The following is a 22,998-nucleotide window of genomic DNA, read 5'->3' as shown; positions in this document are numbered from 1 at the left end:
CGACCGGAGCCCACCGGATTCCTCCACCCTCACCACTCACGCCGGCTTGATCACGCCGGCCACTCCTCTCCCGATAGGAAAGGTTCTCAAGATGACTTCGCACACCAACACGTCCACACTCCGGATCTCCGGCCTCACGGTGACGCGCCGCGCTACAGCCCATGCCCTCATCGCGCTCGCGCTCGCGCTCGGGGCCGTGGGCTGCGTGCTGCCGTGGCTGACGGTCTTCAACGGTCTCACGATCATTCCTGGGTTCTCCGTGGACGGCGGATTCCTCGCCGCAATCATGCTCGCCGCTGTGGCCGTGCTGTACGTCGCCGATCGGCACGGCGGTGCCCGTGTGCTCCAGTCCCTCGCCGGGATTGCTGCCGGCGGCGTACTCGTCGACAGCGTGTACAGCGCCATCCGTATCCAGTCGTACGCTTCCGCGCCCGGCGTCGCCGGGGCCTTGACGACGCCCGTCGCAGGCGTCGGCCCCTATTTCATGGCTGCCGGTGCGCTCGTGCTCATCGCTGCGGTCGTGCTGGCGCCAGCAGCGTCTGGCAGCCTGGGTGCCCGGATCATCGTGCGGCTGGTGCTCGCACTGCTGCTGCTCAGTGCTGCGAGTATCCACCTGATCCTCACCTCCGAGCACCTCGCTGAGTCCACCATCCTCGGCGCCGGTTTCCTGGCGGCCGGCATTGCTCAACTCGCCCTTGCAGGCCTCGTGATCGTGGGCCCTCCTGGTGTAGTCGACGGTTTTGGGATGAGCGCGATCATCGTCGTCAACGTCGCGCTGATCGGCATCTACATCTACGCCGTCACCGTCGGCCTGCCCCTCGACACCGGTCATGGCGCCGACGAGGCGGTCGGCCTCCGCATTGGCGCAGGGGAACCCATCGATATCAAGGGAGGCGTCGACCTCATCGCTGAGGTCGCCGCCGTTGTCCTTGCGGGCGTACTGGGATGGCGACGATCTTGGCGACGTGATGAAACGACGGAATGACACGGCCCGCGATTCACGTGTGCCGCAATCGTATCCGGAATCCGACAACAGCCGCGGGTGTCAAGCAAGAGCGGCCCGCGAGGCAGCGGTGTTGCGACCACCGCTAGAATCCGTCCACCCCGAACCGATCGAGTCGCAGCCCACTCGTCCCTACGAGATCGGCATGCACCGCGTCGCGTTCTCAGTCGGCGACATCGGCAAAGCCCTTGCGATAGCCGCGAAGCACGGTTGCCGTTTACTTCGCAGTGCGGCGACCTATCAGGACGTCTACAAATTCATCTACGTCCGCGGTCCCAGCGGGATCATCGTGATGCTCGCCGAGGAGCTGAAGAACAACTGACAGTCGATCGGCCCAATAGGGACGTGTCACCAATCTCGCCGGAACTGCAAGTCTGTCCGGTGGGCGTACCCGCACCGAATGGTCGTCGTCCTCAAATGCGGTGACCGTCTTACCTTGACCATTGTCAGACAGGGCAGCGGAAGTTCCTTGGCTCGAATGCTTGGCCGGGCGTGTTGTTGGGGTTGAGCTACGCTTAAGTCTAGTTCATGCCGCGAGTCCGGCTCGGCTGAATAGTTCGTCGCTCGCGATACCGACGACGGACGGATGCGCCTCGGTATTCACCTGCCATGTGTGGCGCGTCAACGCGTCGAACTGTCGTTCCGGCGGCCCTGCTGTGCTCGAGGGGAGGCGTCGGGTTCCCGATCACGCCTATGTATTCGGGCCCGCCCGACTGGGTAGCGGTTGAAATGTGCGTGCCAATCGTGTCGCCAGGTGTAATCCGGCCAGCCGCCCGGTTCCTCGGGGGTCGCCACCGATCAGTGCGAATATTCGGGTAAGCCGATTGTGCATTGATTGTCGCTCGATATGCAGCGCCCGTGCGGCCTCCGAAGCGTTGCACCCGTAATCCAGCCAACGGTTGAGTGTCTCAAGCAGTTGGCCGTCTCGTGCTCTGTCGTTCTCGATGAGGTCCGACAGCAGCGCATGGACGAAGGAGGCACGGACTTCTGCGCGAATGTTGCGATGTGCCAATCGCTCTACGGCCACGGATTCGGCGTCGACCACCGTGCCGGCCGCGAAAAACGTCGTGGGCCGTGTCTCGCTTCCGGCATCACTGTGTGCCCAATTGTGGTGTCGGAGAGAGGCTATGTCCAGTGCCAATCTGGCTTCGGTTACCGAGTCCGGGGCCTCACCCATTTCGGCAACCAATGGGCCTACGGATGCCACATGATTGTGCCCCGCAATCGCATCGGTCAGGTCGCCGACTAGCTGAGACCGTTGGGTGCGTGCGATATCGTGCTGCAGTACCACGAGGGCGAGAGTTTCGTTGCTGTCCGAATGGATCAACACGGTTCGATTAGGTCGGCTGAGGATGCGCTCGGGTCTGAACGGCTGAGGAGTCGCGCCCAATGCGCGTATGACGATAGCAATCATCGGATCGGCCGAATCGAGGCCGGCCGCAGCGGACAATTGTGGAATGCGCCAGCGGGCCCCACGAACGGCGATGGCCCGGAATAATTCCGCACGCGCCGCTTCCTGCAACGTCGGCGGGTGTTGCCAGAGCAATGACAAAGACAGGATGTCGATCACACGTTCGCCAGCTACACGGGCCATGACCGCATCGGTGCCCGCCGGAACGTCGATATGCAGATTTCCTGTCACGCCGCCGCGAATGGGCACCTCGATATCAATGCCCTGCGCAGCGGTGTTTGCGGTGCGATCGCCGAAGACGGCTGCACCGAGAAGATTGCCCATCATGCCGGTCAGGGTCACATCGGTACCGGTGAGCTCCGCCAGCACTGCCAGTAGTTGATCCAACCCGTGGCCCTCTGCGAGTTCCGCCGCGATCGCATGCGAGATGAGGTCGGCTTGCTGGAGTCGCAAGGCGGATTCCCCGACTAGGACACTATTGATAGATTCCGCCACGTCGACGAATGGGACGACCTTGCGTAGTTCCACGAGCGGGAGTCCCGCTGATTGCGCAGCGCGAATCATTTCGGGCGGCAACGTGCGCAGATGCGGCCCTGTTTCAATGGCCAGGGCTGCGATCTTCCTTTTGGCCAGACTCGCGACATAGTCGACCTGCTGGTTCGCTGAGGCCGAAATCAGGTTCGTGCCACCGGTCAGCAGAAATTCACCGCCGCGTAGCAGCGCCGCGATGTCCAGTACCTCGCTGGAGTGCACCCACCGCACCTGGGCTGTTTCGGCCGACTCAAAGCCGGCCCGGAGCACCGGTTTGCCAGGCGCCAACGCCGGATGCAGCAAGACTTCACGAAGAGACAATGGCATGACGATGTGTCCTAGTTTTGAAAAGAGTACTAGACACATTGTATGTTGTGTGCTGCGCGAGGCGCGGCCTACCTTGGACCAAGCCGGCCAATCGACATCCCGATCGAATGACCACAAGCTATGGAGGCAATGATGCCGCATCAAACTTTACCCGCGTCGAGTAGTGGCCCCACCGAGAGCGATGCATTGTTGGGTACCCCCGACTATGAGGCGCAGCTTCAGTACATTCCTGAGTCCGCCCGAACCCGCAAGGTCAACGGGCAGTTCTGGATCTGGGCTGGAGCGAATATTGCCCCGATCAACTGGGTCCTGGGAGCCCTCGGCATCCAACTGGGCTTAGGTTTTGCCGATACAGTCACCGTTCTCGTGATCGGAAATATCATCGGGATGGGCGTATTCGGTTTCTTCGTCTTGTTGGGCCAGCGCACCGGAGCGACCGCGATGGTCCTCGGGCGAGCACCATTCGGGCGACGCGGCAATTACCTTCCGTCGACTATTCAGGCACTTCTCGTGATCGGCTGGTGCGCCATCAACACGTGGGTCGTTCTGGATCTCGTCATGGCGCTCATCGCTCAACTGGGGTGGGTCAACCCTCACGCGGATAATTATGGGTGGAAGATCGGCGTGGCCACATTCATCATGGTCGTTCAAGTCTTCATTGCTTGGCTCGGATACAAAGCCATCGCTGCCTTCGAGCGGTGGTCGGTGCCATTCACGCTTGCCATTCTCGCGGTGATGTCATTCGTCGCTTGGTTCGGCATGAACATCAATTGGGGCTATGCCGGCCAGTCCGGTCACATCTTGGAGGGCGGTCCCCGAATCGCCGCGATGACGGCGGTGATGACCGTGATCGGTATCGGTTGGGGAATCACGTGGTTCACCTACGCCGCCGATTACTCACGCTTCGTCAGCAAGTCGGTACCGAAGAGCAAACTGTACTGGTATTCCGTGTTCGGTCAGCTCATCCCAACCGTCTGGCTGGGCATCCTCGGAGCGACACTCGCCACCAAGTCGGCCACGGCCGATCCTGGACAGTTGATCGTGGAAAATTACGGTGCGCTGGCCATCCCCGTTCTGCTGCTGGTTCTCCACGGACCGATCGCCACGAACATTCTGAACGTGTACACATTCTCGATGGCCACCCAGGCGCTCGACATCAAGGTCAGTCGGAAGAACCTGAATCTTTTCGTCGGCGTCTTCTCCCTGATTCTCCTGATCGTGCTGATCTTCCAGGCAGGGTTCGCCTCAACAGTTGATACGTGGCTCGGCGCTATTGTCGCATGGGTTGCTGCCTGGGCTGGAGTCATGCTGGTGCACTACTACTGGCTTGACAAGAAATACCCCATCAACGTCGATCGGCTCTTCGACCCGATTGGAACGCGACGTGTCATAGAGATCAACTGGGCCGGCATGATCGCATTCCTTGTCGGAATCTTCGCCACCTGGCTGTTCATGTACGGCTCGTTCCCTGTCATGCAGGGCTGGGTGGCAACAGCGTTGGGTGGGTGGGACTTCTCCTGGCTGGCCGGCGGACTCGCCAGTGCGATCATTTATGCGTTCCTGGGACCGTTGGTGCACCGCAAGTGCTACCTCGCGACGTTATCCGAACGGGGTTCGAGCAAGACAGAATCGGCTGCTGGCCCGGTAGCAGAGCACGAGGTGATGTGATGGTGGGGGTTGAGGCGCAAAATCTGAGCGCTAGGAAGGCTCCGGGTGCCATCGGTGATGCTCTTCATCCGATTACCTGGCCGCAGCCTTATCGTGCGGCAGCTGCGTTCACCTTCGACGTCGACGCCGAGTCGGGCATGCTTGTCGAGGATCCCGCATTCAGCAATCGGATGTCATTGATGACGCATCAAGCGTACGGCCCGACTGTCGGCGTTCCGCGGTTGCTTCAGATCCTGCGCAGGCGCAATGTCAGGGCGACCTTCTTCGTGCCCGGTTTTACCGCTGACTGCTATCCGGACATAGTGCGCGCGATCGCAGCCGACGGGCACGAAATTGCTCACCATGGTTATCTGCATGAACACATGCAGGGGATCAGCGCTAAGACCGAAGCGGGCTACCTTGAACGCGGCCTTGACGCGCTGGCACGGGCCGCGGGCGTGCGGCCGGTCGGATTCAGAGCGCCATGGTGGGAAATGAACTGGCACACACCCGACCTCTTGATGGACCGTGGTTTCCTCTACGACTCCAGTCTTCATGCCGGGGATGCGCCGTACCGCTTCTCGATGGCCGCGGCGGATGGGCGGGATCTGATCGAAGTACCGATCGACTGGGCATTGGACGACTGGGAGCAGTACGCGTTCTACCCCGGAGTGACCGGAAGTGGTGTGATCGAGAGCCCAGCCAAGGTGCTCGAGCTGTGGACCTTGGAGGCTGAAGCCCACCACAGCGCAGGCAGTTGTTTTGTGTTGACCAACCACCCCTTCATCTCAGGACGGCCCTCGAAGGCGGTCGCGCTGGAGCAACTGATCGAACGCGTGCAAAGCATGGACGGCATGTGGGTAACGACTCTGCAGGAAATCGCCATGCACGCAAAGCAGTCGTTGACGACGATCCACACCCACGCCCGGATTGACATCCCGTCATTCCCGGACACCGCACCAGTCTTCCGGCCGTCATCGGTTCGCAACCTGGGCTCCGATTCGGCGGCCGCTGATACTGGCGAGTGACGCTGCTCGGTGCGCGACACGCACCGATAGTTCTGTATTCGAATTTCAAGTAACAAAAGTTGAGGGAGTGTTCATGTCTGTTGATGGTGTGGTTTCGTCGGTGTCGGCGTTGGAGCGTTTGAAAGTTCTGCATAATGGTGAGAAGGTGCAGTTGACGTTTTCGGATCTCGAGATGGAGCGTCGGTTGGCGGGTTTGCGCCGGATCATGGCGGAGAAGGAATTGGATGCGGTGATCCTGACTTCGTTCCATAACATCAAGTACTATTCGGATTTCTTGCACACGTATTTCGGTCGTTCTTACGCGCTTGTGGTGACGGCGGATGATCAGGTGACGGTCTCGGCGAATATTGACGCGGGGATGCCGTGGCGGCGTGGTTATGGCGAGAATATTGTGTACACGGATTGGCGTCGGGACAATTATCTGTTCGCGTTGCAAGAGGCGTTGCGTCAGCGTGGCGTGAAACCGCACCGTCTTGGGGTGGAGAATGACACACTCCCGGTCGATAGTCGGGACCGGATCCAGGCGGCGTTCGAGGATGCCACCTTGGTGGATGTGGCGCAGGCGGCGATGCGTCAGCGGATGGTGAAGTCCGCTGAGGAGATCGCGGTGATCACTCATGGCGCCCGGATTGCTGATCTTGGTGGTGAGGCGATCCGTAACGCGATCACCGAGGGGATCACCGAATATGAGGTCGCACTGGTGGGCACCGAGGTGATGGTGCGGGAGATCGCCCGAACCTTCCCGAATAGTGACATTCGAGACACGTGGGTGTGGTTCCAGTCGGGGATCAACACCGATGGTGCGCACAACTGGCCCACGACCAGGAAGATTCAGCGTGGGGACATCCTCTCGTTGAACTGTTTCCCGATGTCGTGCGGGTATTACACCGCGTTGGAGCGCACCCTGTTCTATGGTCAGCCGGATGCTCGCTCGCTGGAGTTGTGGGACATCAACGTGCAGGTGCACAAGCGTGGCATGGAGTTGATCAAGCCCGGGGCGGTGTGCAAAGACATCGCCGCGGAGTTGAACGAGATCTACGTCTCGCACGGCCTGTTGGCCAATCGCACGTTCGGGTACGGTCACTCCTTCGGCGTGTTGGGTCACTACTACGGTCGGGAGGCCGGCCTGGAGCTGCGTGAGGACATCGACACGGTACTCGAGCCGGGCATGGTCGTCTCGATGGAGCCGATGATCGCCGTCATGGATGGTCTGCCCGGTGCCGGTGGTTACCGCGAACACGACATTCTGGTGATCGGCCAAGACGGCGCAACCGATATCACCGGTTTCCCGTTCGGTGCCGAACACAACATCATCGACGCCTAGACCAGGTCAATACATGAGGCCGCACCGGTTGTGCGGCCCCGTTTCCCGGCATTTCGACATGTGCGCGGGCCCTCTTATCGATGCCGGCGGCGGTACCTGCTGTGAAGGGAGAGGTGCGGATGGATCAGCAGTTCGATGATCCTGCAGGCCCGCTCAGTGCCAGTAGGCTGAGCAGCACCTATTCGGTGGCGCATCCTGCTCGGATCGGTTCGCGCGCGGCTCTGATCTACCTTGCCGTGTGCATCGTGTTGATCGCATTGAACGTGCGTACGCTGTTCTCGAGCTTTTCCGCGATACTGCCCGAGATCGTTGCGGCCACCGGCATGCCGGCGCTGTTGGTCGGCGTGTTGACCACCGCTCCCGTGCTCCTGCTGGGTTTGTGTGCACCGCTGGCTCCGCTGCTGGCGCGCCACTTCGGGGTCGAGCGGGTCATGCTGGCGTGCATGATGATGTTGACCTTGGGTCTTGCTGCGCGAGGGCTTGGTGCCGATTCTGCTCTGCTTGCGGGGACCCTCGCTTGCGGCGCTGCCATTGCGGTTGTGAATGTGCTGCTTCCGGAGTTGGTCAAACGTGACTTTCGGCATCGGCTGGGCTTGATGAGTGGGCTCTACACGGGGGCGATGTTCGCCTCCGCAGCGATGGCAGCCGCGTTCACGCATCCCGTCTATGAGTCCAGTGGGTCCTGGCAGTTCGCGCTGTCCGTCTGGGCGATCCCCGCGCTCATCGTCGTCGTGTTGTTTGTGCCGTTGGCTTGGCGCCGAACGCACGGGGTTCGTATGGCGACCAGTTCCGGCGTGTCTGTGTGGCGCTCGGGCACAGCGTGGCAAGTCACCATATTCATGGTCCTGCAGGCGATGACGTCATTCAGTGTCTTCGCGTGGTTGGCACCGATCCTGCGTCAGCGGGGAGTCGACGGCGGAACAGCTGGCCTGATGGTTGCTGTTTGTATTCTGCTGCAGGTCATCGGCTCGATCGTGGCTCCGGTAATTGCGGTGCGCTGTGCCGACCAGCGCGCCCTCAATGTTGTCATCGCATTGTTGGCTGGGTTCGGATTCGCTTTGTGTGTCTTCGGACCGATGCCAGCGGTGTGGGTCTGGATCGTGGTCTTGGGGGTCGGGCAAGGCGGTATGACCGCACTGGCGTTGACGATGATCGTGCTGCGGACCCGGAGCAGCGATGCCGCTTCGCGACTGTCCGGGATGATGCAGGGTGTCGGTTACGGTGTCGGTTCTTCTGGCACTCTGCTTGTTGCGTTGTTGTACCAGTCGACCGGGTCCTTCACCGCCGCAGGACTCATGTTCGTGGCCGTCGGCATCGTCGGCGCATGGTTCGGATACGGGGCCGGTCGGACGCGATTCGTCGAGGAGCGATGACGATGATTTGCCGTGAACCGACGGCGTCAGTTCATTGGGGCGGAAGCGGACCGACACCGACTCGTCGACGTCTAAACCGGGCCAACGTATGAGGCCGCGCAACCGGAACCATCCCACGCCTTACCGTGATGAAATGGGAGCGGGGCGAACCATCGTGGACACAGTCATGGCAGCTAATCCGGACGGTGCCGTCAACGACGCATCGCGCGGCACTTCCGTATTGCTGAACGCTATCGTCGTCTTGCGCAGTTTCAGTATGAGTGAGCCGGAGTTGGGTGTTTCCGAGATTGCCCGGCGGGTGGGATTGCACAAGAGCACGGTTTCGCGCATCTTGTCGACATTGCGCGCGGCGAATCTTGTCGAACGTGACGCTGAGACTCGACGCTTTCGACTCGGCCTCGGGGTGATCGCACTTGCCGGCCCTCTACTGGCCGATCTGAATGTTCGTCGGATCTCATACCCCCTGTTGCGGGACCTGAGTGAGCGTACGGGCGAGACCAGCGCCCTCATGCTCTGGAATGGGACCGAGACGGTGTGCGTTGAGCAAGTGGGCAGTCGCCATTTTGTCAAACACACGACTCCATTGGGGACCCGATACAACGAAGCAGTGAGTGCGTCAGTTCAGGTGTTCCTCGCGATGGAAGGGGCCGAACGCGTGCGAACGCTGCTTGGCGGCGGTTTCGTCTCGCATCGGCTGCTCGATGACGCGGACATAGAACGGTACCTGTCTACGCTCCGGCAGGTCATCACAACCGGCTACGCGGTCAACTATGGTGAGACTTCGCTCGAGGAGGTAGGAGTATCGGCACCCGTAAGCGACCACCGCGGCACGATCACCGCAGCGGTGCTGATCTCTGCGCCACGCTTCAGGGTTTCAGAGGGCCAATTGTCTGTTCTCGGCGAGGCGTGCGTGGACACAGCCCGGCAGATCACCTCCAGGCTGGGCGGCACCGCTCTACCACGCGAGACCGCACAACGCACAAATACAGGACGCGGTGGCTGGACCCAGCCGAGAAGGCTAGGTGAACAGTCGGCCTTCCTATCACCAGCTACAGGGACATCGTCCCGCGTACAGAATTAAACGACGCGACGCGGGGGTTGCCTCCTCGAATCAGAACGACGCGTGGATTGAACTTGCGTCTAAACCTTGGCGCTCGTGTTGGTTTGTTGTGTGATGATTTTGGAAGCGATGGCTGCAACCTCGCGCATCTGGCGGTGATGACGCGTAGCTGGCGGTCGTTGGCGATCCATTCCTGGTAGAGCGTTGAGGAGAACCGTGAGGTGTTCGGCGGCGAAATTCTTGACTAACTGCCCGCGGGCGTCGTGTCCGACGCCGTGGTTGGGGAAGTGGGCACCGGTGGCCCCGTCGTCGGTGTTGGCCAGGTTCTTCGCTTCACGCTTGGGTCGAAGCAGTGCTGACCTTGGTGTCGACCGGAAGTTGGGGGCAATTTATGGGTCATAAACCTGTCCAAAATTGTCCGTAGCACTCCGTGATTGTCCGAGGTATGATCGCACCGTAAGTCACAGAAAGTGCTCTTGTACGGGGATTTTCAATACAAAGTGCGCAACGAAGTGGATCGGGCAACACCCTAGAGTTCATTCAGTGGGTTCCGGATTCAAGTCCCGGGGGTGCACAGAGAAGAAGCCCGGCCTCCAGGGCTATCCGATCCGCTCAATCGGTCGTGCTGTGGTCAGAGCAACGGGGAAGACGCGTAATCTTGAGACGTGGCTGGTGACTCAGTACCGGGAGGAATCCGGCTGGCCGAGCTATTGGGAGCACTGTCTCTGGGCACCGACCTCGGGATGGGCCAGCCGATGGAGCACGTGCTTCGGCAGTGCCTGATCGCACTCCACCTTGCGGAACGAGCGGGCCTCGGTAAATCAGAGCAGCTCGTCGTCTACTACACGTCGATGCTGGCTTGGGTCGGTTGTCACATCGATGCGTATGAACAGGCGAAGTGGTTCGGTGACGATCTCGCGTTGAAGGCCGACTTTCGAATGGTGGACTTTTCTTCACCTGCGGTGCAGAGGCTGTTCATCCTCCGCCACATCGGTGCTGGGGCGCCGGCGCTGAAGCGGGTTGGCGTGGGTGTCGAGTTTGCCCGTGGCAGTGGGGCCCAGGATGCCTCGGACATGCTGCTCAACCACTGGCGGGCCGCCGATCATCTGACCGAGCGACTGGGACTCGGTGCGTCGGTGCGCGCCGGTGTCGAGCAGACCTTCGAGCGCTGGGATGGGGAGGGCGTGCCGAAGGGCATCAAAGGTACAGAAATCTTGACGGCTTCGCAGCTGGTGAACCTTGCCGATGTCGTGGAGGTCTTTCACCGGGTTGGCGGAATCGATGCGGCCATCGAGGTGGCCCGTGAGCGCAGTGGAACCCAGTTCGCCCCGGAGTTGGTGGACCTGTTCTGCGTGGAAGCCCGCAGCTTGTTCGACGACTTGGGGAGTTCGACCACGTGGGACACGGTTCTCGCGGCGGAACCCTTGTCGGGCGTCTGGCTCTCCGAGGCTGAGTTCGATGCGGCTTTGGACGCGATCGCCGACTTCGTCGACCTCAAGTCGCCATACACAATCGGCCATTCGCGTGCGGTCGCGCATCTTGCCTGGGCGGCAGCGCGCATGCACGGGTACTCCGCGGCGGCGGTGCTGACAATTCGACGGGCCGGCCTGGTGCATGATCTCGGGCGGCTCGGTGTCCCCAACACGATCTGGGACAAACAGGGTGAACTCACCGAAGCAGAAGTCGAACGGGTGCGGATGCACCCGTACCTGACCGAACGGATGCTCGCGTTCTCCCCTGCGCTCGCGCCGCTCGGGTCGATTGCGGTGCAGCATCACGAGCGAATGGACGGCTCCGGCTATCCGCGCGGGTTGGATGGATCCGCGCTGAGCCCTTCGGGGCGAATACTGGCCGCAGCCGACAGCTATTGCACCTGGCGTGAGCCGCGACCGCATAGATCCGCGGGCACCGCTTCGGAGGTCGCGGAGAAATTGCGCAGTGAGGTCCGTGCCGCGCGGCTCGACGCTGAGGCGGTCGACGCGGTGCTGCGGGCGGCCGGTGAACGGGTGGCCATTCGAAAGGACTGGCCACTGCAACTCACCACTCGCGAGGTGCAGGTATTGCGACTCATCGCCGGCGGGTTCTCCAATCGGGAGATCGCCGACGAATTGGTGATCTCTCGCAAGACAGTGGGCAATCACGTCGAGCACATCTATTCCAAGATCGGCGTCTCCAACAGGGCGATGGCGAGCCTGTTCGCTTCCAGGCACGGCTTGGCAGATCTCGGGACCGCTGACCAGCGTTGAGCCCGGATGCGGGGCTCTGCCGATGAATCTCGGTGCGAAAGATGGGGTCAATGCCTCATTCGCGACAGCGGTGCCGCGCCTAGCGTGAACGAGTGGCCGAGTTCGGGACTGATACCCAAAACGACCGCCAGAAGTTGGGCACGAAATGCGATTGGAGATCGATCATGTCAGGCAGAATCCAGCCGCAGGCATTCGCCGACAAAGGGGTGATGGCTGCAGTCGTGCCTCCTGGGGCCGGTGAGCGGTTCAGCGGCTACGGCGTGATGGGCTTGCCGTTCACGAGCGGTCACTACCTTGCGTTGCGGCACATGACGGCGAGTTCAATTGGGCCCAGCTATCGAGCCGTGTGGCATCGCGACCCAGCGGGGGAATGGACTGTATATGCGAGTGCGCCCCCTGAAGTCAGTTGTGCGCGCTTTCTGGGATCAGCCCTGACAGCGGCCTACACGTCGCCGATCGGTCTGGAGTGGTCTGGGCCCTCTTCGCTCACGGTGCAGGTACCGGGAGTACTCACCTGGCAATTTGATATCTCCGCGGACTTCGCGACGCGCACGATGAGTGGCATCGGAGCGCGGCTCCCGGCCGGTGCCTGCCACTCGAGGTGGTTGCTGCACCCCATGAGTCTTATTGCTGGCCCATTCTTGTCGGTCGGGAAGGTTCGGCTGCTGGGGGTCATGCCCAACGGACAAACTTTCGGCGCTATCCCCCGGAGGGTGTGGCGGATCGAACAGTCATGGGCCGAAATGCAGGGCGAGAGTCTCGGCGAACCGGGGCCGTTGCCCCGCCAGGAGCGTCTCGGCGACTTCATGCTGCCGCAACGCGGGATCTTCTTCGCCGAGGGCGCTCTGGTATTCGCCCCTTCGGCGGAGGGCACCCCGACTGTCTCGGTGCGACAGCAAGCGGCAGCCTGAAGCGCCCGAACGTATACATCACACGAGGGTTCAAAGATTATGTTCGTTCGCACGATTCCTGAGAAAAGCGCCACAGGGCCCGTCGCCGACTACTACCGGCAACAGCACGAAGCATGGGGATTTCTACCCAACTATGCTCGTGTCTTCTCCAGCCGTCCCGATGTCGCACAAGCGTGGAATACACTCAACCTGGCGATCCGCGGAGGCATGGACCGCCGCCTGTTCGAACTCGCGACGATCGCCGCTGCCCGCGCCCTGCACTCCACCTACTGCACTGCTGCACATTCCAAGTACCTGCGTGATGTCTGCGGCGATGAAGCAACGCTGTGCCGGATCGCAGAAGATCCGAGCGGGGCCAGCCTGAATCCACAAGATCGCGCCGTCTATGACTTCGCCGCCAAGGTCGCGTCCGACGCGGCCGGCGTCGAGCAAGCAGATATCGACCGGTTGCATGCTCTCAACCTGTCCGACCTCGACATCACCAATATCGTGTTTGCCGCGGCGGCCCGTTCCTTCTTCACCAGGGTTCTCGACGGGCTCGGCGCACAACTCGACGTCGAAACCGCCAGCACGTTTTCGCCCACGCTACTCGAGTCCATGATCGTCGGGCGGCCGGTCGCGACAGTGATGCCGCTGTAGCGATGCCTCTTCACATTCCCGAGGAAACACCTGGTGTGAAGTCGGACATTGGTGTTCGTCAATAAACTGCCGTGCGCCCGCATGATTTGGAACTCAGAATGGAAGAGTGCAGCAGGACATCGCCCGGGTGACGACACCCGACGGCACCAGCGTGGCATATGCGTCGCTCGGTGTCGGCCGGCCGATGGTTTACGTCACGGGCTGGCTCAGCCATCTGCAGCTGAGCTGGGAGCTACCGGACGAACGGGTGTTTTTCCAGAGCCTTGCGAAGGGCTGCCGGCTTGTGCGGTACGACCGCGCCGGCTGCGGGTTGTCGGCCCCTCGTCCCGGCCGCCGTCGATGGCGTACGAACTTGATCAGCTTGCCGCGGTCGTCGCGACGCTCGGCCCGGAACCCTTCGACTTGGTCGGCACGTCGATGGGTGCGCTGGCCGCAGTGGCATGGGCAGCAGCATGCCCGGACACTGTCCGGCGGCTGGTGCTCTACGGCGGTTGGGTTTCCGGCGCGGACATTTCCCCGCCCAGTGCACTACTTGCGATGAGCTACAGCCTGGACATCACGGACCTTCTCGCTCAGGTGCACGCACCAACGTTGGTGGTGCACAGGGCCCACGATCGGGCCGCTCCGGTTGAGCAGGCCGCTACGCTTGCCGACGGCATCGCGGGCGCGCAGCTCGTGGTGCTGTCCGGCCGCTCCCATCTGCCGTATGTGGGCGACACCCAGACACTCGTGGCGACGATCCGTCTGCGACTCGGCTTTCGGTCGCGAGCCCAGATTGCCGCGTGGTACTCCACCCACCGGGAGGCAAACTAGGGTAATTCCACGCCTGACCGCGCGGTCGGCCTCGTGCATGCTGATCAGATGGACCACGAATCTACGACCACCGCCGCGTCAGCGACCGGGTTCGAGTTGCACGCTGGCCGGGGCGGGTTCAACGCCGCGTTCTTCAAAGTGATGGACCCGTACCTGGAGTGGAACCTCCGTCGCTACAAACGACCTGTATTCGCCGGGCTTCCGCAAACTGTCGTCGAGATCGGATCCGGCGTCGGGGCCAACCTTCGCTATCTCTCGGCCGGCAGCACCCTCGTCGCCATCGAGCCGAACCGACACATGCACGGGCTGCTGCGCGCGGCGGCCCTCCGAACCGGCGTGCGGCTAGAACTCCGTGAGCGCCTGGCCGAGGAGACGGGTCTCCCTGATCAAAGCGTTGACACCGTGATCTCCTCGCTCGTGCTCTGCACAGTGCAGGACCCGGCGGCTGTGCTCGCCGAGATCCGGCGTCTCCTGCGTCCCGGTGGGAGCTTCCGGTTCCTCGAACACGTTGCAGCCAGGAGCGGCACGCCGACCCGCGCCGCACAACGGATTCTCCGTCGTCGATGGGCCTGGACCTTCGAAGGCTGCTCCTGCGAACGCGACTTGGCGCGTTCCGTGCGCGCCGCCGGATTCGAAAGCGTACTATCGACCACTTCAGGATCCACACTCCGTTCCTCCCGTTCAACAGTCAAATCTCCGGCATCGCGCGGCAAAGCAGGCGAGCCATCGACCTGCCGATACCGGCAGGCTAGAGCCACCACGGTGGGATCGCCGCTTCGAAGCCTTCACATGCCCTTGACCGCTCGGCGTTCATGCCCGATGATCGCCTTCATGAGCTGGTCAACGGTGGGCAGACCCGCCAACCCGGCCGGAGTGTAGTAAGTGCGGCAGGCCAAGGCGGTCGTGCGCCCGGCATCCGAGAACAGGTCTGCACCATCAACCGTGATCGTCACAGAACCCGCACCCGATACCGCCGCCGGCCTTCTCCCAATTCGGGCAGTCATCAATGTGCAGTACTTGGATCTGCATGACCCTCATTCTTTTCCGCTGGCACCGTCTCCGTGACAACGGTGAGTGGCGATTCGACCTCGCCGCGCCAGGCCTCGACACCTTCGCGTGCGGCGAGTGCGGCCACGACCAGCGCCGCGACCGAGTCGGCCCAGGTCCATCCGAACAGGCCGTTGAGCACAAGCCCGACAAGTACCGTTCCGGACAGGTAGACGCATAACAGGAGTTGCTTGGCATCTGCGAGCACGCTCAGGGAGCGCAACTCGCGACCGGTGCGGAACTCAAACCAGGCCAAGACCGGCATGACGATCAGGCTCAGCGCGGTGATGCCGATGCCCACAGCGCTGTGGTTGGCCTCGTGCACGCCGGTCAGGCTCAAAACCGCATCGAACGTCACATATGCTGCGAGAGCGAAGAACGCAATCCCGATGGCCCGAACAGTGGCGCGCTCCCACCGTTCGGGATCTTTGCGCGTGAACTGCCATGCGATCGCCAGAGCGGAGAGCACTTCCACCACGGAGTCGAGGCCGAAGCCGATCAAGGCGGCAGAGGAAGCCGCCGTGCCCGACCAAATTGCCACGACCGCCTCAAGGACGTTGTAGCTGATCGTGAAACCGACGATAAAGCGCACACGGCGATGGAGTGTGTTGCGACGTGCATCGCTCACAACCGTCGTCACAGCAATGCCCCCGCTGGGCAGCCGGGGACCGTGCAGGTCGCGTCCATGCATGGTGCATCCGCGTCCACCGCGAGCGTGACATCCACCAGTGCGGTCAGCGCGCGCGTCAGATGCGGGTCGGCTATCTCATACCGGGTTCGCCTGCCCTCCGGTTCCGCAACGACGATGCCGCAATCCCGCAGACAGGTCAGATGGTTTGAGACGTTGGAGCGGGTGAGTTCGAGTTCGCGCGCGAGCATTGCCGGATAGCTCGGCCCCCGCAAGAGCACCATGAGAATTCGGGAGCGAGTGGGATCGGCCATCGCGCGGCCTAAACGATTCATGACGTCAAGACGAGAAGCAATGGTCAGCACATGCTGACTATACAGCGAGTACTGACTACATAACGAGCACTGACTGCTGGGCGAGCTCTGCACGCCTACAAGCCCATGCGTGTCGCAATCGCCGGTACCGCCCTGCTGAGCACGTAGCGCACGGTATTCCAATCGTGCGACGAGTTCGGCGACCGAATCAGATCGGTTGTCATGCCGGCCGCCGTTGCTGCCTGCATCGCGGCGTGCGTGATCGGTACATACTTCGCATCCTGTGCACCGACTCCGAAGATCGCAACGGTGTCGGTGTACGGGGCATGTTTGGCGAGCAGCGTGAGCGGCTTGATCGCGTTGTACGCTGCAGCAGATCCACCGAATGCCTTCTTCACCGTGTCGCGACCGATCGTCGGCGCGATCTCTCCTGAGATGTCGATGAACGAGCGATAGAGGTTCGGATAGCCGGCACCGAACTGCAGAGCGCACGTGCCGCCCTGCGAGTAGCCCCCGACTGCCCACTGCTGGGGGCCATCGGCGACGTTGAGGTGCGAGGTGATCCAGTGCGGCACGTCAACCGTCAGGTAGGTGCCCGATTTTCCCAGCGTCGAGTCGACACACATCGGATTCGACAACGGGTTGCCGAGCTGGTCAGGGGCGACGACGATCGGCGCGAGCCCATTGTGCGCCGCCGCGTATGCGTCGAGTATCCCCTGGAGTTGCCCTGACGTGAACAGATCCGCCGGAGCACCGGGCTGACCCGAGAACATGACCATGACGGGTAGCTTCGGGGCAGATGGGACCAGCGCGGCCGGCGGCAGATAAACGGATGCGACCCGGGCGCTGAATCCGGACGTTGTCGCCGGAATGTCGACCGTGCCGACCGTGCCCTTCGAGGGCATGCCGGCGGGCGGCTGCCAGGTCTGCGCCAGGGTCGGATCCATTGGCCCGGCCTGACCGCTCAGATGGCTGCTTGCAAGCGGGGGATACGGGGTGATGCCGAGGGCGTCTTTGAGATTGCGGTACGCCCCGAAATCGACGTTGATCGCGGCCGCAGCGGCGACGACGAACACGATAATCGACAACGCGGCGATCAGCTTGCGCCACCATCGTGTGCGGATCAGGTTCAGCACGGCCAGAAAGATCCCTGCGCATGTCATTGCGACCCACACGCGCACGACCGTAGTCACGGGCAGCCCGAACACATCCCAGACGTCGCTGACGAGCCAGGTGATCAGCCAGCCGACTGCAGCGCCGAGTACAACGGCGGCGATGGCCGTGATCAACCAGCGTCTGCTGGGCCGCCTCACCAGCAGGTAAACGAACAACAGTGCAGCCACGACGTCAACAGGGACGAGAAACGCGCTCTTGTCGATTCGGAAGTCCAGAAGCCAATCAAGCACGCCATAGGCTCTCACAGTCGCCGTTGATTTTGCTGCAGACGACGCGCCTGTCGTCGGATATGCTCGTGCTCGGCCCAAGCGTCGTCTGCAGCAAGCCGTTGCCGATTGGGGAGATCGTGTTAGAAAGTGCCCTGACCCTCGACATCGTATCCGGGCCTGCGATCATCGTTCTGTACACTCTGTCGGCGGTGATCGCGGCCTATCTTCTGCTGCGGCGGCCCACCCGTCGCTGGGTTATCACCGTGCTCATCGCCTTCGCTGTCGGCGGCACGTGCGCGGTTGCAATCTGGTTCTTTGGAATTCGGGTGTTTCACCTCGTCGACATTCCGCTGAGTCGAATCGTGTACGCCTGGTTGGCCGCGACTCTGGTGGGCGTCTGCCTTGCGATCGTCAACCTGTGGCGGTCACGTTGGTGGCGGAAAGTGATCGCTTCAATCGGCATTGTGGCCTTTCTCACGACAGGAACCGTTGCCGTCAACGCCTGGTTCGGCTTGGATCGCTCGCTGGGCGCATTCCTCGGAGTAACGGTTTCGAAACCGATAGCGCTCGCACCGCTGAGCGCACCGACAGCCCATTCGAAGCCGGTCGGTCCATTGTGGAAGACCTGGATCCCTCCGGCCGACATTCCGGCGAAAGGCACGATCGGAACCGTGACGATCCCGGGCACCATTTCGGGTTTCACGGCGCGTCCGGCCGGACTGTACCTTCCACCCGCGGCTTTGGTCGCGGACCCGCCGCCTCTGCCGCTCGTTGTGATGATGATGGGTCAGCCTGGAGACCCGGATCCGAGTTACACTGCCGGGGTGCTCGACGCTCTCGCGGCACAGCATCACGGACTTGCCCCTATCGTCATCGTCGCGGATCAGCTCGGCAATCCGAATACCGACACGCTCTGCCTTGACACGCCGCAGCTGGGCAACATTGAGACCTACATCACGCAGGATGTCGTCAACTGGGCGATCGCGAATCTCAACGTGACCAAAGATCACCGCTACTGGACCGTCGCCGGTTACTCGAATGGCGGCGAATGCGCACTGTCCTTTCTGATCAAGCACCAGAAGCTGTGGTCTAACGTGCTCGACATCTCCGGTGAGGAGATCCCGGGAGCGGACGACCCTGCGGAAGTGCTCGCGACGATATTCAACGGCGACCAGGCTGCATACGACGCGGTCAAACCTCTGAACATTCTCTCATCCACGAAGTTGCCCGGAACCTTCGGCGTGTTCACGGTCGGCTCCAACGACAGTGCATTCGTGCCGGGGCAACGCCAGGTCGCCGCTGCCACAAAGGCAGCGGGCATGATCTCGACGTATTACGAGGTGCCGAACGGCGGCCACGTCCTGCCAGCGCTCACCGATGGGCTGCAGCATGCATATCAGCTGCTGTACGTGCGGCTCGGTCTCGCGCCCCCGAGTTAGGGCGTGTGCTGCATGAGGTAAACGACGTCGTTGTTCTCGGGGATCGTGCTCGTCACAGCGTAGCCAAGGGCCTCCAGCTGCGTGAGCTCGGCCGGATGGGCCGGCGTGCCCACCCCTCGATGCAACACCAGCCACACGCGCCCGTTACCGCTTGCCAGGCGAGTGGCCGCCTGCGAAACGGGCTCGGTTCGATCCCAGATGCCGGTGGTCTGCTCGTACGGTGTCACCAGCGTGACGTCGTCGAGGCCTTGGAACGCCTGCGGATACAAATACTTTGCGCTACGCGGGTTCTGCGAAGGGCTCCCACCCTCCGTGAAGACGATGGCATCGCCAGGCTGGGCATTGCTCGAGATCGTCGACGCGACCTCGGACCAGTCGCTGCCGCCGGGCATCCCGAAGGGCCCGCGCTGATGCAGATAGCTCGGCGCGGCCAACGCGACGAGTGCGCAGACCGCGACAACCACCATCCAGCGACGCGTCAGCAAGCAGATGCCGGCGGCGATCATCATGGCAACGGCCGGAGTCACAAACGACAGGTACCGAGCGGCGTACACGGCATGCACCAGGTTGACACTCACCAGCAGAACCGTCGGAATCACCAACCACGCGGTGGCGACGACAGCGAACGACGGTGATCGCAGGTCCGTGCTGCCGACTGACCCTGGTTGCGGGCCGCCAGGTGCCGACCGATGCCGCCACTCACGCACCCAACGTGTCGCAAACACCCCCAGAGCGCAGAGGATGAAAAGCCACGCCACGATCGCGAACTGTGCCGTCCAGAACCACTGGTCCACGAAGAAACCCGTGAAGTCGACCGTCACGCGATTGGCGAGGAAGGAGATCTGCCCGCCCTCTGAGAGGTCCAAAGAGATTGCGGGCGCCGCACACAGCACTGCCAGCACGGTCGCGAGCAGCCAGCGCCGCATCATCCGCCGCTCGCGGTTCACCGACAGCACGATCGCCGCGTGCACGAGCACCATCATCGCCAGGTAGAGGAAGACATAAATGGATGCGGCCAGTGCCACACCGTAACCCAGCCACGCGAGAGCGCTGCGACTGCGCGTGCGAACCAGGTGCACGAGGAGCACCGTCAACCACACCGCGCACGTGGCGGTGAAGGCGTATTCGCGTGCTTCGGTGCCCATATAGGTGACACGGGGAATGATCATGTACACGATGGCGCTCACGACGGCGACGCGTGGCCCGCCAAGCCGATGGGCGAGAATGACCAGGCCCGCGGTCGCAAGCCCCGTCGCAATCGCGCTCGGCACGCGTACGGAGAACGCCGAAGCCCCGAATAGGTCGATCCACACGTGCAGGAACACATAGTAGGCGCCGTGCACGGAGTCGATGTGCCCGAGCATGGCGAACAGCGAAGGCCACGAGCGCTCCGCAGACATGATGCTCGCTGCCTCGTCGCCCCACAACGAGGGGATCCATGACCCGGCGGCAGCGACCGCGAAGCCGAGCAGGCCGAACAGCAGTGCGAGCGGCCCCGATCGTGCGAAACGCCGGGTCGGAATCCGCGCAGGTCGCGCGGGCACGTGCTGCTTTGGTGCATCGCGGGTTGGTGCATCGAGGATCGGCGCGCCGGTGCGAGGCAGGACGATCTCGGAGAGCATGCTCCTATTACGCCCGAAGACACTGAACGATCAGTGCCGAACCGCGTGATCGTTCGTGAGAGTCCTCTCAGCGATCTCGATTGACGAACGCGCGTCGCGCTGCCTGTAACCTGGGCCGGTGACCCCTCAACAGTCCGGAAGGCCGGGCAATTCTGCGCCGATCAACGTGCGCACGGAGCTTCTCTTCGCGTCGACCGCCTTGTTCTTTTCGCTGCTGGCGATCGCGATCAACCCGTTCTTCATCAGCTGCCTGCTCGGCATCGGATTCTCGGTGCGCGTGCTCGTGCGCATCCGACGCGTTGGCCCGGCGCCGCGCACGAGTTCAGCACCGCGCACGAGTTCAGCGCCGCGCACGACGGCGTTCTGGCTGGCCGTTGCCGCGCTGCTGCTGGGAATCATCGCGCTGGTCGGCACGATTCTGCTGTACCTGTATCCGGTGGGTTAGGCGCCCGAGGTCGTCGAACTCGCGATAGCCTCCGTCAGCGCATCCACCGCGCGCACCAGTGCGAGATGGGACAGCGCCTGGGGGGTGTTGCCCGCCTGACGATTGTTCTCAACGTCGTATTCCTCACTGAGCAGTCCCACATCGTTGGTGAGCGTGACGAGTCGGTCCATGAGCACGCGCGCGTCGTTGAGCCGACCGGAGCGAGCGTACTGCTCGGCCAGCCAGAACGAACATGCCAAGAACGGATGCTCACCGGCCGGCAGCCCGTCGACCCCCTTCTCCGTGCGGTAGCGCAGCGGCAGGCCGTCGCGGAGGAGGTCGTTCTCGATCGCAGCAACAGTACGCAGCATCCGCGGGTCGTCCGCCGCGCAGAAGCCGGCCTGCGGAAGCTGCAGAAGCGCCGCATCCACCTCGGTCCCGCCGAAATACTGGGTGAAGCAGCCGCGCACCGGATCGACGCCCTTCGCTTCGATTTCGGCGCGCACCTCGTCACGAATTCGAGCCCAGCGCTTTGATGGCCCCGGCAGGCCGAACTCCTCGACGGCGCGCACAGCACAGTCGAACCCGGCCCAGACCATCACACGCGAGTGGGTGAACTCGCGTGGTTCCCCGCGTATCTCCCAGATCCCTTGGTCGGGCAGATGCCAGACCTTCTCCAATTGCACGACCAGCGCGCGTTGCACCGACCAGGAGTTCGGGCCCTCCTGCACCCCCGCAACGCGGGCAGCGTGCAGTGCGAGCATCGTCTCGCCGATCACATCGGCCTGGAACTGCTCCGCCGCGCCATTGCCGACACGCACCGGCGACGCACCCTGGTAGCCCGGCAGGCTGGTCAGGGCGCGCTCAGGCAGGTAACGCTCGCCCGCCAGACCGTACATGATCTGCACGTCGCTCGGATCCCCGGCAACGGCACGCAGCAACCACTTGCGCCAATGGTCGACTTCGTCGCTGATGCCGTGTGCCAGCAGCACGCTGAGCGTCAGCGAAGCGTCGCGCAACCAGACGTACCGATAGTCCCAATTACGTTCGCCCCCGAAGCTCTCGGGGAGCGAGGTGGTCGCGGCAGCGACAATCCCGCCAGTCTGGTCGTGTGTCAGAGCACGCAGAACCAGGAGCGACCGGATCACCTCAGCGCGATACGGGCCATCGTGACAACACGTCGAAGACCACTCCGTCCAGAACTCGCGCGTGTGCTCGATCCGTTCTGCCACGTCGGGCGGATCGGGCGGTTCCTTGTGTGACGGGTACCAGGTGAGCGAGATGTCGACGAGTTCGCCGGCGGCAACGGTGAAAACACCCTGATGGCTATGGTCTCTGGCCCGTAGCGCCGGCCCGCGCACGACAATCGCATCAGGGCCGGCAGCCGCCACAAGCGTCGGGCGTTCCTCATTCTGCACCTGGCGAACCCAGGGGATCGCCGTCGCATAGCCGAAGCGCAATCGCAGGTCTTGGGTCATCGATACTGTGCCGCTGACGCCGCGCACCCGCCGGAGCACGTCGGCCCTGTGGTCGCCGTGGGGCATCAAGTCGGTGACTTCGACCACGCCGGTCGGCGTTGTCCACGTTGTGATCAGGATGAAAGTGTCTCCGTCGTATCGCCGCGTGCTCGTGGCGTTCGGGTCGACCGGGGCCAACAGCCAACGGCCGTGATCTTCTGTGCCGAGCAACGCACCGAAGACCGATGCAGAGTCGTAGCGTGGCAGGCACAACCAGTCGAGACTGCCGTCCGTGCCGATCAAGCCGGCGGTGTAGCAGTCGCTGATCAGGGCATAATCCTCGATCTTCTGGGACATGCCCCCATCCTT

At 62.6% G+C, this 22,998-nt stretch carries 19 protein-coding genes and 1 pseudogene; 14 read left to right on the top strand and 6 right to left on the bottom strand.

All coding sequences use genetic code 11. The features are described from left to right. Positions 1-91: 91 nt before the first annotated feature. On the top strand, positions 92-985 hold the full coding sequence (locus QU604_RS13350) for a hypothetical protein (RefSeq protein ID WP_308465120.1): 894 nt from the start codon (positions 92-94) through the stop codon (positions 983-985). 106 nt (positions 986-1,091) lie between these two features. Continuing rightward, positions 1,092-1,325, top strand: a pseudogene (locus tag QU604_RS13345) (VOC family protein); the annotation flags it as partial. Positions 1,326-1,694: 369 nt separating this feature from the next. Here QU604_RS13345 and QU604_RS13340 read toward each other — a convergent pair. Continuing rightward, on the bottom strand, positions 1,695-3,272 hold the full coding sequence (locus tag QU604_RS13340; protein ID WP_308465119.1) for a PucR family transcriptional regulator: 1,578 nt from the start codon (positions 3,270-3,272) through the stop codon (positions 1,695-1,697). A gap of 129 nt (positions 3,273-3,401) precedes the next feature. Here QU604_RS13340 and QU604_RS13335 point away from each other — a divergent pair, with 129 nt between their 5' ends. The 10 genes from QU604_RS13335 (at position 3,402) to QU604_RS13290 (ending at position 15,192) form a co-directional block, all read left to right on the top strand. Continuing rightward, a complete protein-coding gene (locus QU604_RS13335; RefSeq protein ID WP_308465118.1) occupies positions 3,402-4,940 on the top strand; it encodes a purine-cytosine permease family protein in 1,539 nt (512 codons plus the stop codon). Beyond that, positions 4,940-5,947, top strand: coding sequence for a polysaccharide deacetylase family protein (locus QU604_RS13330; protein WP_308465117.1), 1,008 nt, complete (start codon positions 4,940-4,942; stop codon positions 5,945-5,947). Before QU604_RS13335 ends, QU604_RS13330 begins: the two co-directional genes overlap by 1 nt. A gap of 73 nt (positions 5,948-6,020) precedes the next feature. Further along, on the top strand, positions 6,021-7,271 hold the full coding sequence (locus QU604_RS13325; RefSeq protein WP_409349966.1) for an aminopeptidase P family protein: 1,251 nt from the start codon (positions 6,021-6,023) through the stop codon (positions 7,269-7,271). Positions 7,272-7,390: 119 nt separating this feature from the next. Then, entirely contained in the window at positions 7,391-8,644 is a 1,254-nt protein-coding gene (locus QU604_RS13320; RefSeq protein WP_308465115.1) for an MFS transporter, read from the top strand. 166 nt (positions 8,645-8,810) lie between these two features. Next, positions 8,811-9,725, top strand: coding sequence for an IclR family transcriptional regulator (locus QU604_RS13315; RefSeq protein ID WP_308465114.1), 915 nt, complete (start codon positions 8,811-8,813; stop codon positions 9,723-9,725). Between the two features lie 644 nt (positions 9,726-10,369). Continuing rightward, the gene (locus QU604_RS13310; protein WP_308465113.1) at positions 10,370-11,950 is read left to right on the top strand and encodes an HD domain-containing phosphohydrolase; all 1,581 of its coding nucleotides are present in this window, start codon (positions 10,370-10,372) and stop codon (positions 11,948-11,950) included. A gap of 164 nt (positions 11,951-12,114) precedes the next feature. Then, a complete protein-coding gene (locus QU604_RS13305; protein WP_308465112.1) occupies positions 12,115-12,861 on the top strand; it encodes a hypothetical protein in 747 nt (248 codons plus the stop codon). Between the two features lie 39 nt (positions 12,862-12,900). Beyond that, positions 12,901-13,500 (top strand): carboxymuconolactone decarboxylase family protein, encoded by a 600-nt coding sequence (locus tag QU604_RS13300; protein WP_308465111.1) that lies wholly within the window; start codon positions 12,901-12,903, stop codon positions 13,498-13,500. Positions 13,501-13,839: 339 nt separating this feature from the next. Next, complete coding sequence (locus QU604_RS13295) at positions 13,840-14,313, top strand: alpha/beta fold hydrolase (RefSeq protein WP_308465110.1); 474 nt, start codon at positions 13,840-13,842, stop codon at positions 14,311-14,313. A 48-nt stretch (positions 14,314-14,361) separates the two neighbouring features. After that, positions 14,362-15,192 (top strand): class I SAM-dependent methyltransferase, encoded by an 831-nt coding sequence (locus QU604_RS13290; protein WP_308465109.1) that lies wholly within the window; start codon positions 14,362-14,364, stop codon positions 15,190-15,192. Positions 15,193-15,316: 124 nt separating this feature from the next. Here QU604_RS13290 and QU604_RS13285 read toward each other — a convergent pair whose 3' ends face one another. From QU604_RS13285 to QU604_RS13275, 3 genes are all read right to left on the bottom strand, one after another. Next, the gene (locus QU604_RS13285; protein WP_308465108.1) at positions 15,317-15,988 is read right to left on the bottom strand and encodes a cation efflux transmembrane domain-containing protein; all 672 of its coding nucleotides are present in this window, start codon (positions 15,986-15,988) and stop codon (positions 15,317-15,319) included. Between the two features lie 8 nt (positions 15,989-15,996). Continuing rightward, on the bottom strand, positions 15,997-16,353 hold the full coding sequence (cmtR, locus tag QU604_RS13280) for a Cd(II)/Pb(II)-sensing metalloregulatory transcriptional regulator CmtR (protein ID WP_308465107.1): 357 nt from the start codon (positions 16,351-16,353) through the stop codon (positions 15,997-15,999). A gap of 65 nt (positions 16,354-16,418) precedes the next feature. Then, the gene (locus QU604_RS13275) at positions 16,419-17,708 is read right to left on the bottom strand and encodes an alpha/beta hydrolase (RefSeq protein WP_308465106.1); all 1,290 of its coding nucleotides are present in this window, start codon (positions 17,706-17,708) and stop codon (positions 16,419-16,421) included. Between the two features lie 65 nt (positions 17,709-17,773). Between QU604_RS13275 and QU604_RS13270 the strand changes: the two genes are divergently transcribed. Beyond that, positions 17,774-19,126, top strand: coding sequence for an alpha/beta hydrolase (locus QU604_RS13270; RefSeq protein ID WP_308465105.1), 1,353 nt, complete (start codon positions 17,774-17,776; stop codon positions 19,124-19,126). Here QU604_RS13270 and QU604_RS13265 read toward each other — a convergent pair. Continuing rightward, complete coding sequence (locus tag QU604_RS13265) at positions 19,123-20,748, bottom strand: glycosyltransferase family 39 protein (protein ID WP_308465104.1); 1,626 nt, start codon at positions 20,746-20,748, stop codon at positions 19,123-19,125. The two genes, QU604_RS13270 and QU604_RS13265, sit on opposite strands and share 4 nt — an antisense overlap. 118 nt (positions 20,749-20,866) lie before the next feature. Between QU604_RS13265 and QU604_RS13260 the strand changes: the two genes are divergently transcribed. Further along, the gene (locus tag QU604_RS13260) at positions 20,867-21,193 is read left to right on the top strand and encodes a hypothetical protein (RefSeq protein ID WP_308465103.1); all 327 of its coding nucleotides are present in this window, start codon (positions 20,867-20,869) and stop codon (positions 21,191-21,193) included. Here the strand turns inward: QU604_RS13260 and QU604_RS13255 are convergent. Further along, positions 21,190-22,986: a glycoside hydrolase family 15 protein gene (locus QU604_RS13255; protein ID WP_308465102.1), complete on the bottom strand. Its 1,797-nt coding sequence runs from the start codon at positions 22,984-22,986 to the stop codon at positions 21,190-21,192. The two genes, QU604_RS13260 and QU604_RS13255, sit on opposite strands and share 4 nt — an antisense overlap. Positions 22,987-22,998: the final 12 nt, after the last annotated feature.

The organism is Rathayibacter sp. SW19, from assembly GCF_030866825.1.
Taxonomy (GTDB): domain Bacteria; phylum Actinomycetota; class Actinomycetes; order Actinomycetales; family Microbacteriaceae; genus Rathayibacter_A; species Rathayibacter_A soli.
This window is presented reverse-complemented; position numbering and strand designations above follow the sequence as displayed.

Bases quoted from the DNA above. Each gene is read 5' to 3' on its own strand.
- QU604_RS13320 (WP_308465115.1), top strand. From the start codon at position 7,391: ATGGATCAGCAGTTCGATGATCCTGCAGGCCCGCTCAGTGCCAGTAGG.
- QU604_RS13295 (WP_308465110.1), top strand. From the start codon at position 13,840: ATGGCGTACGAACTTGATCAGCTTGCCGCGGTCGTCGCGACGCTCGGC.
- QU604_RS13325 (WP_409349966.1), top strand. From the start codon at position 6,021: ATGTCTGTTGATGGTGTGGTTTCGTCGGTGTCGGCGTTGGAGCGTTTG.
- QU604_RS13300 (WP_308465111.1), top strand. From the start codon at position 12,901: ATGTTCGTTCGCACGATTCCTGAGAAAAGCGCCACAGGGCCCGTCGCC.
- QU604_RS13255 (WP_308465102.1), bottom strand. From the start codon at position 22,986: ATGTCCCAGAAGATCGAGGATTATGCCCTGATCAGCGACTGCTACACC.
- QU604_RS13350 (WP_308465120.1), top strand. From the start codon at position 92: ATGACTTCGCACACCAACACGTCCACACTCCGGATCTCCGGCCTCACG.
- QU604_RS13330 (WP_308465117.1), top strand. From the start codon at position 4,940: ATGGTGGGGGTTGAGGCGCAAAATCTGAGCGCTAGGAAGGCTCCGGGT.
- QU604_RS13305 (WP_308465112.1), top strand. From the start codon at position 12,115: ATGTCAGGCAGAATCCAGCCGCAGGCATTCGCCGACAAAGGGGTGATG.
- QU604_RS13335 (WP_308465118.1), top strand. From the start codon at position 3,402: ATGATGCCGCATCAAACTTTACCCGCGTCGAGTAGTGGCCCCACCGAG.
- QU604_RS13290 (WP_308465109.1), top strand. From the start codon at position 14,362: ATGGACCACGAATCTACGACCACCGCCGCGTCAGCGACCGGGTTCGAG.
- QU604_RS13340 (WP_308465119.1), bottom strand. From the start codon at position 3,272: ATGCCATTGTCTCTTCGTGAAGTCTTGCTGCATCCGGCGTTGGCGCCT.
- QU604_RS13315 (WP_308465114.1), top strand. From the start codon at position 8,811: ATGGCAGCTAATCCGGACGGTGCCGTCAACGACGCATCGCGCGGCACT.
- QU604_RS13265 (WP_308465104.1), bottom strand. From the start codon at position 20,748: ATGCTCTCCGAGATCGTCCTGCCTCGCACCGGCGCGCCGATCCTCGAT.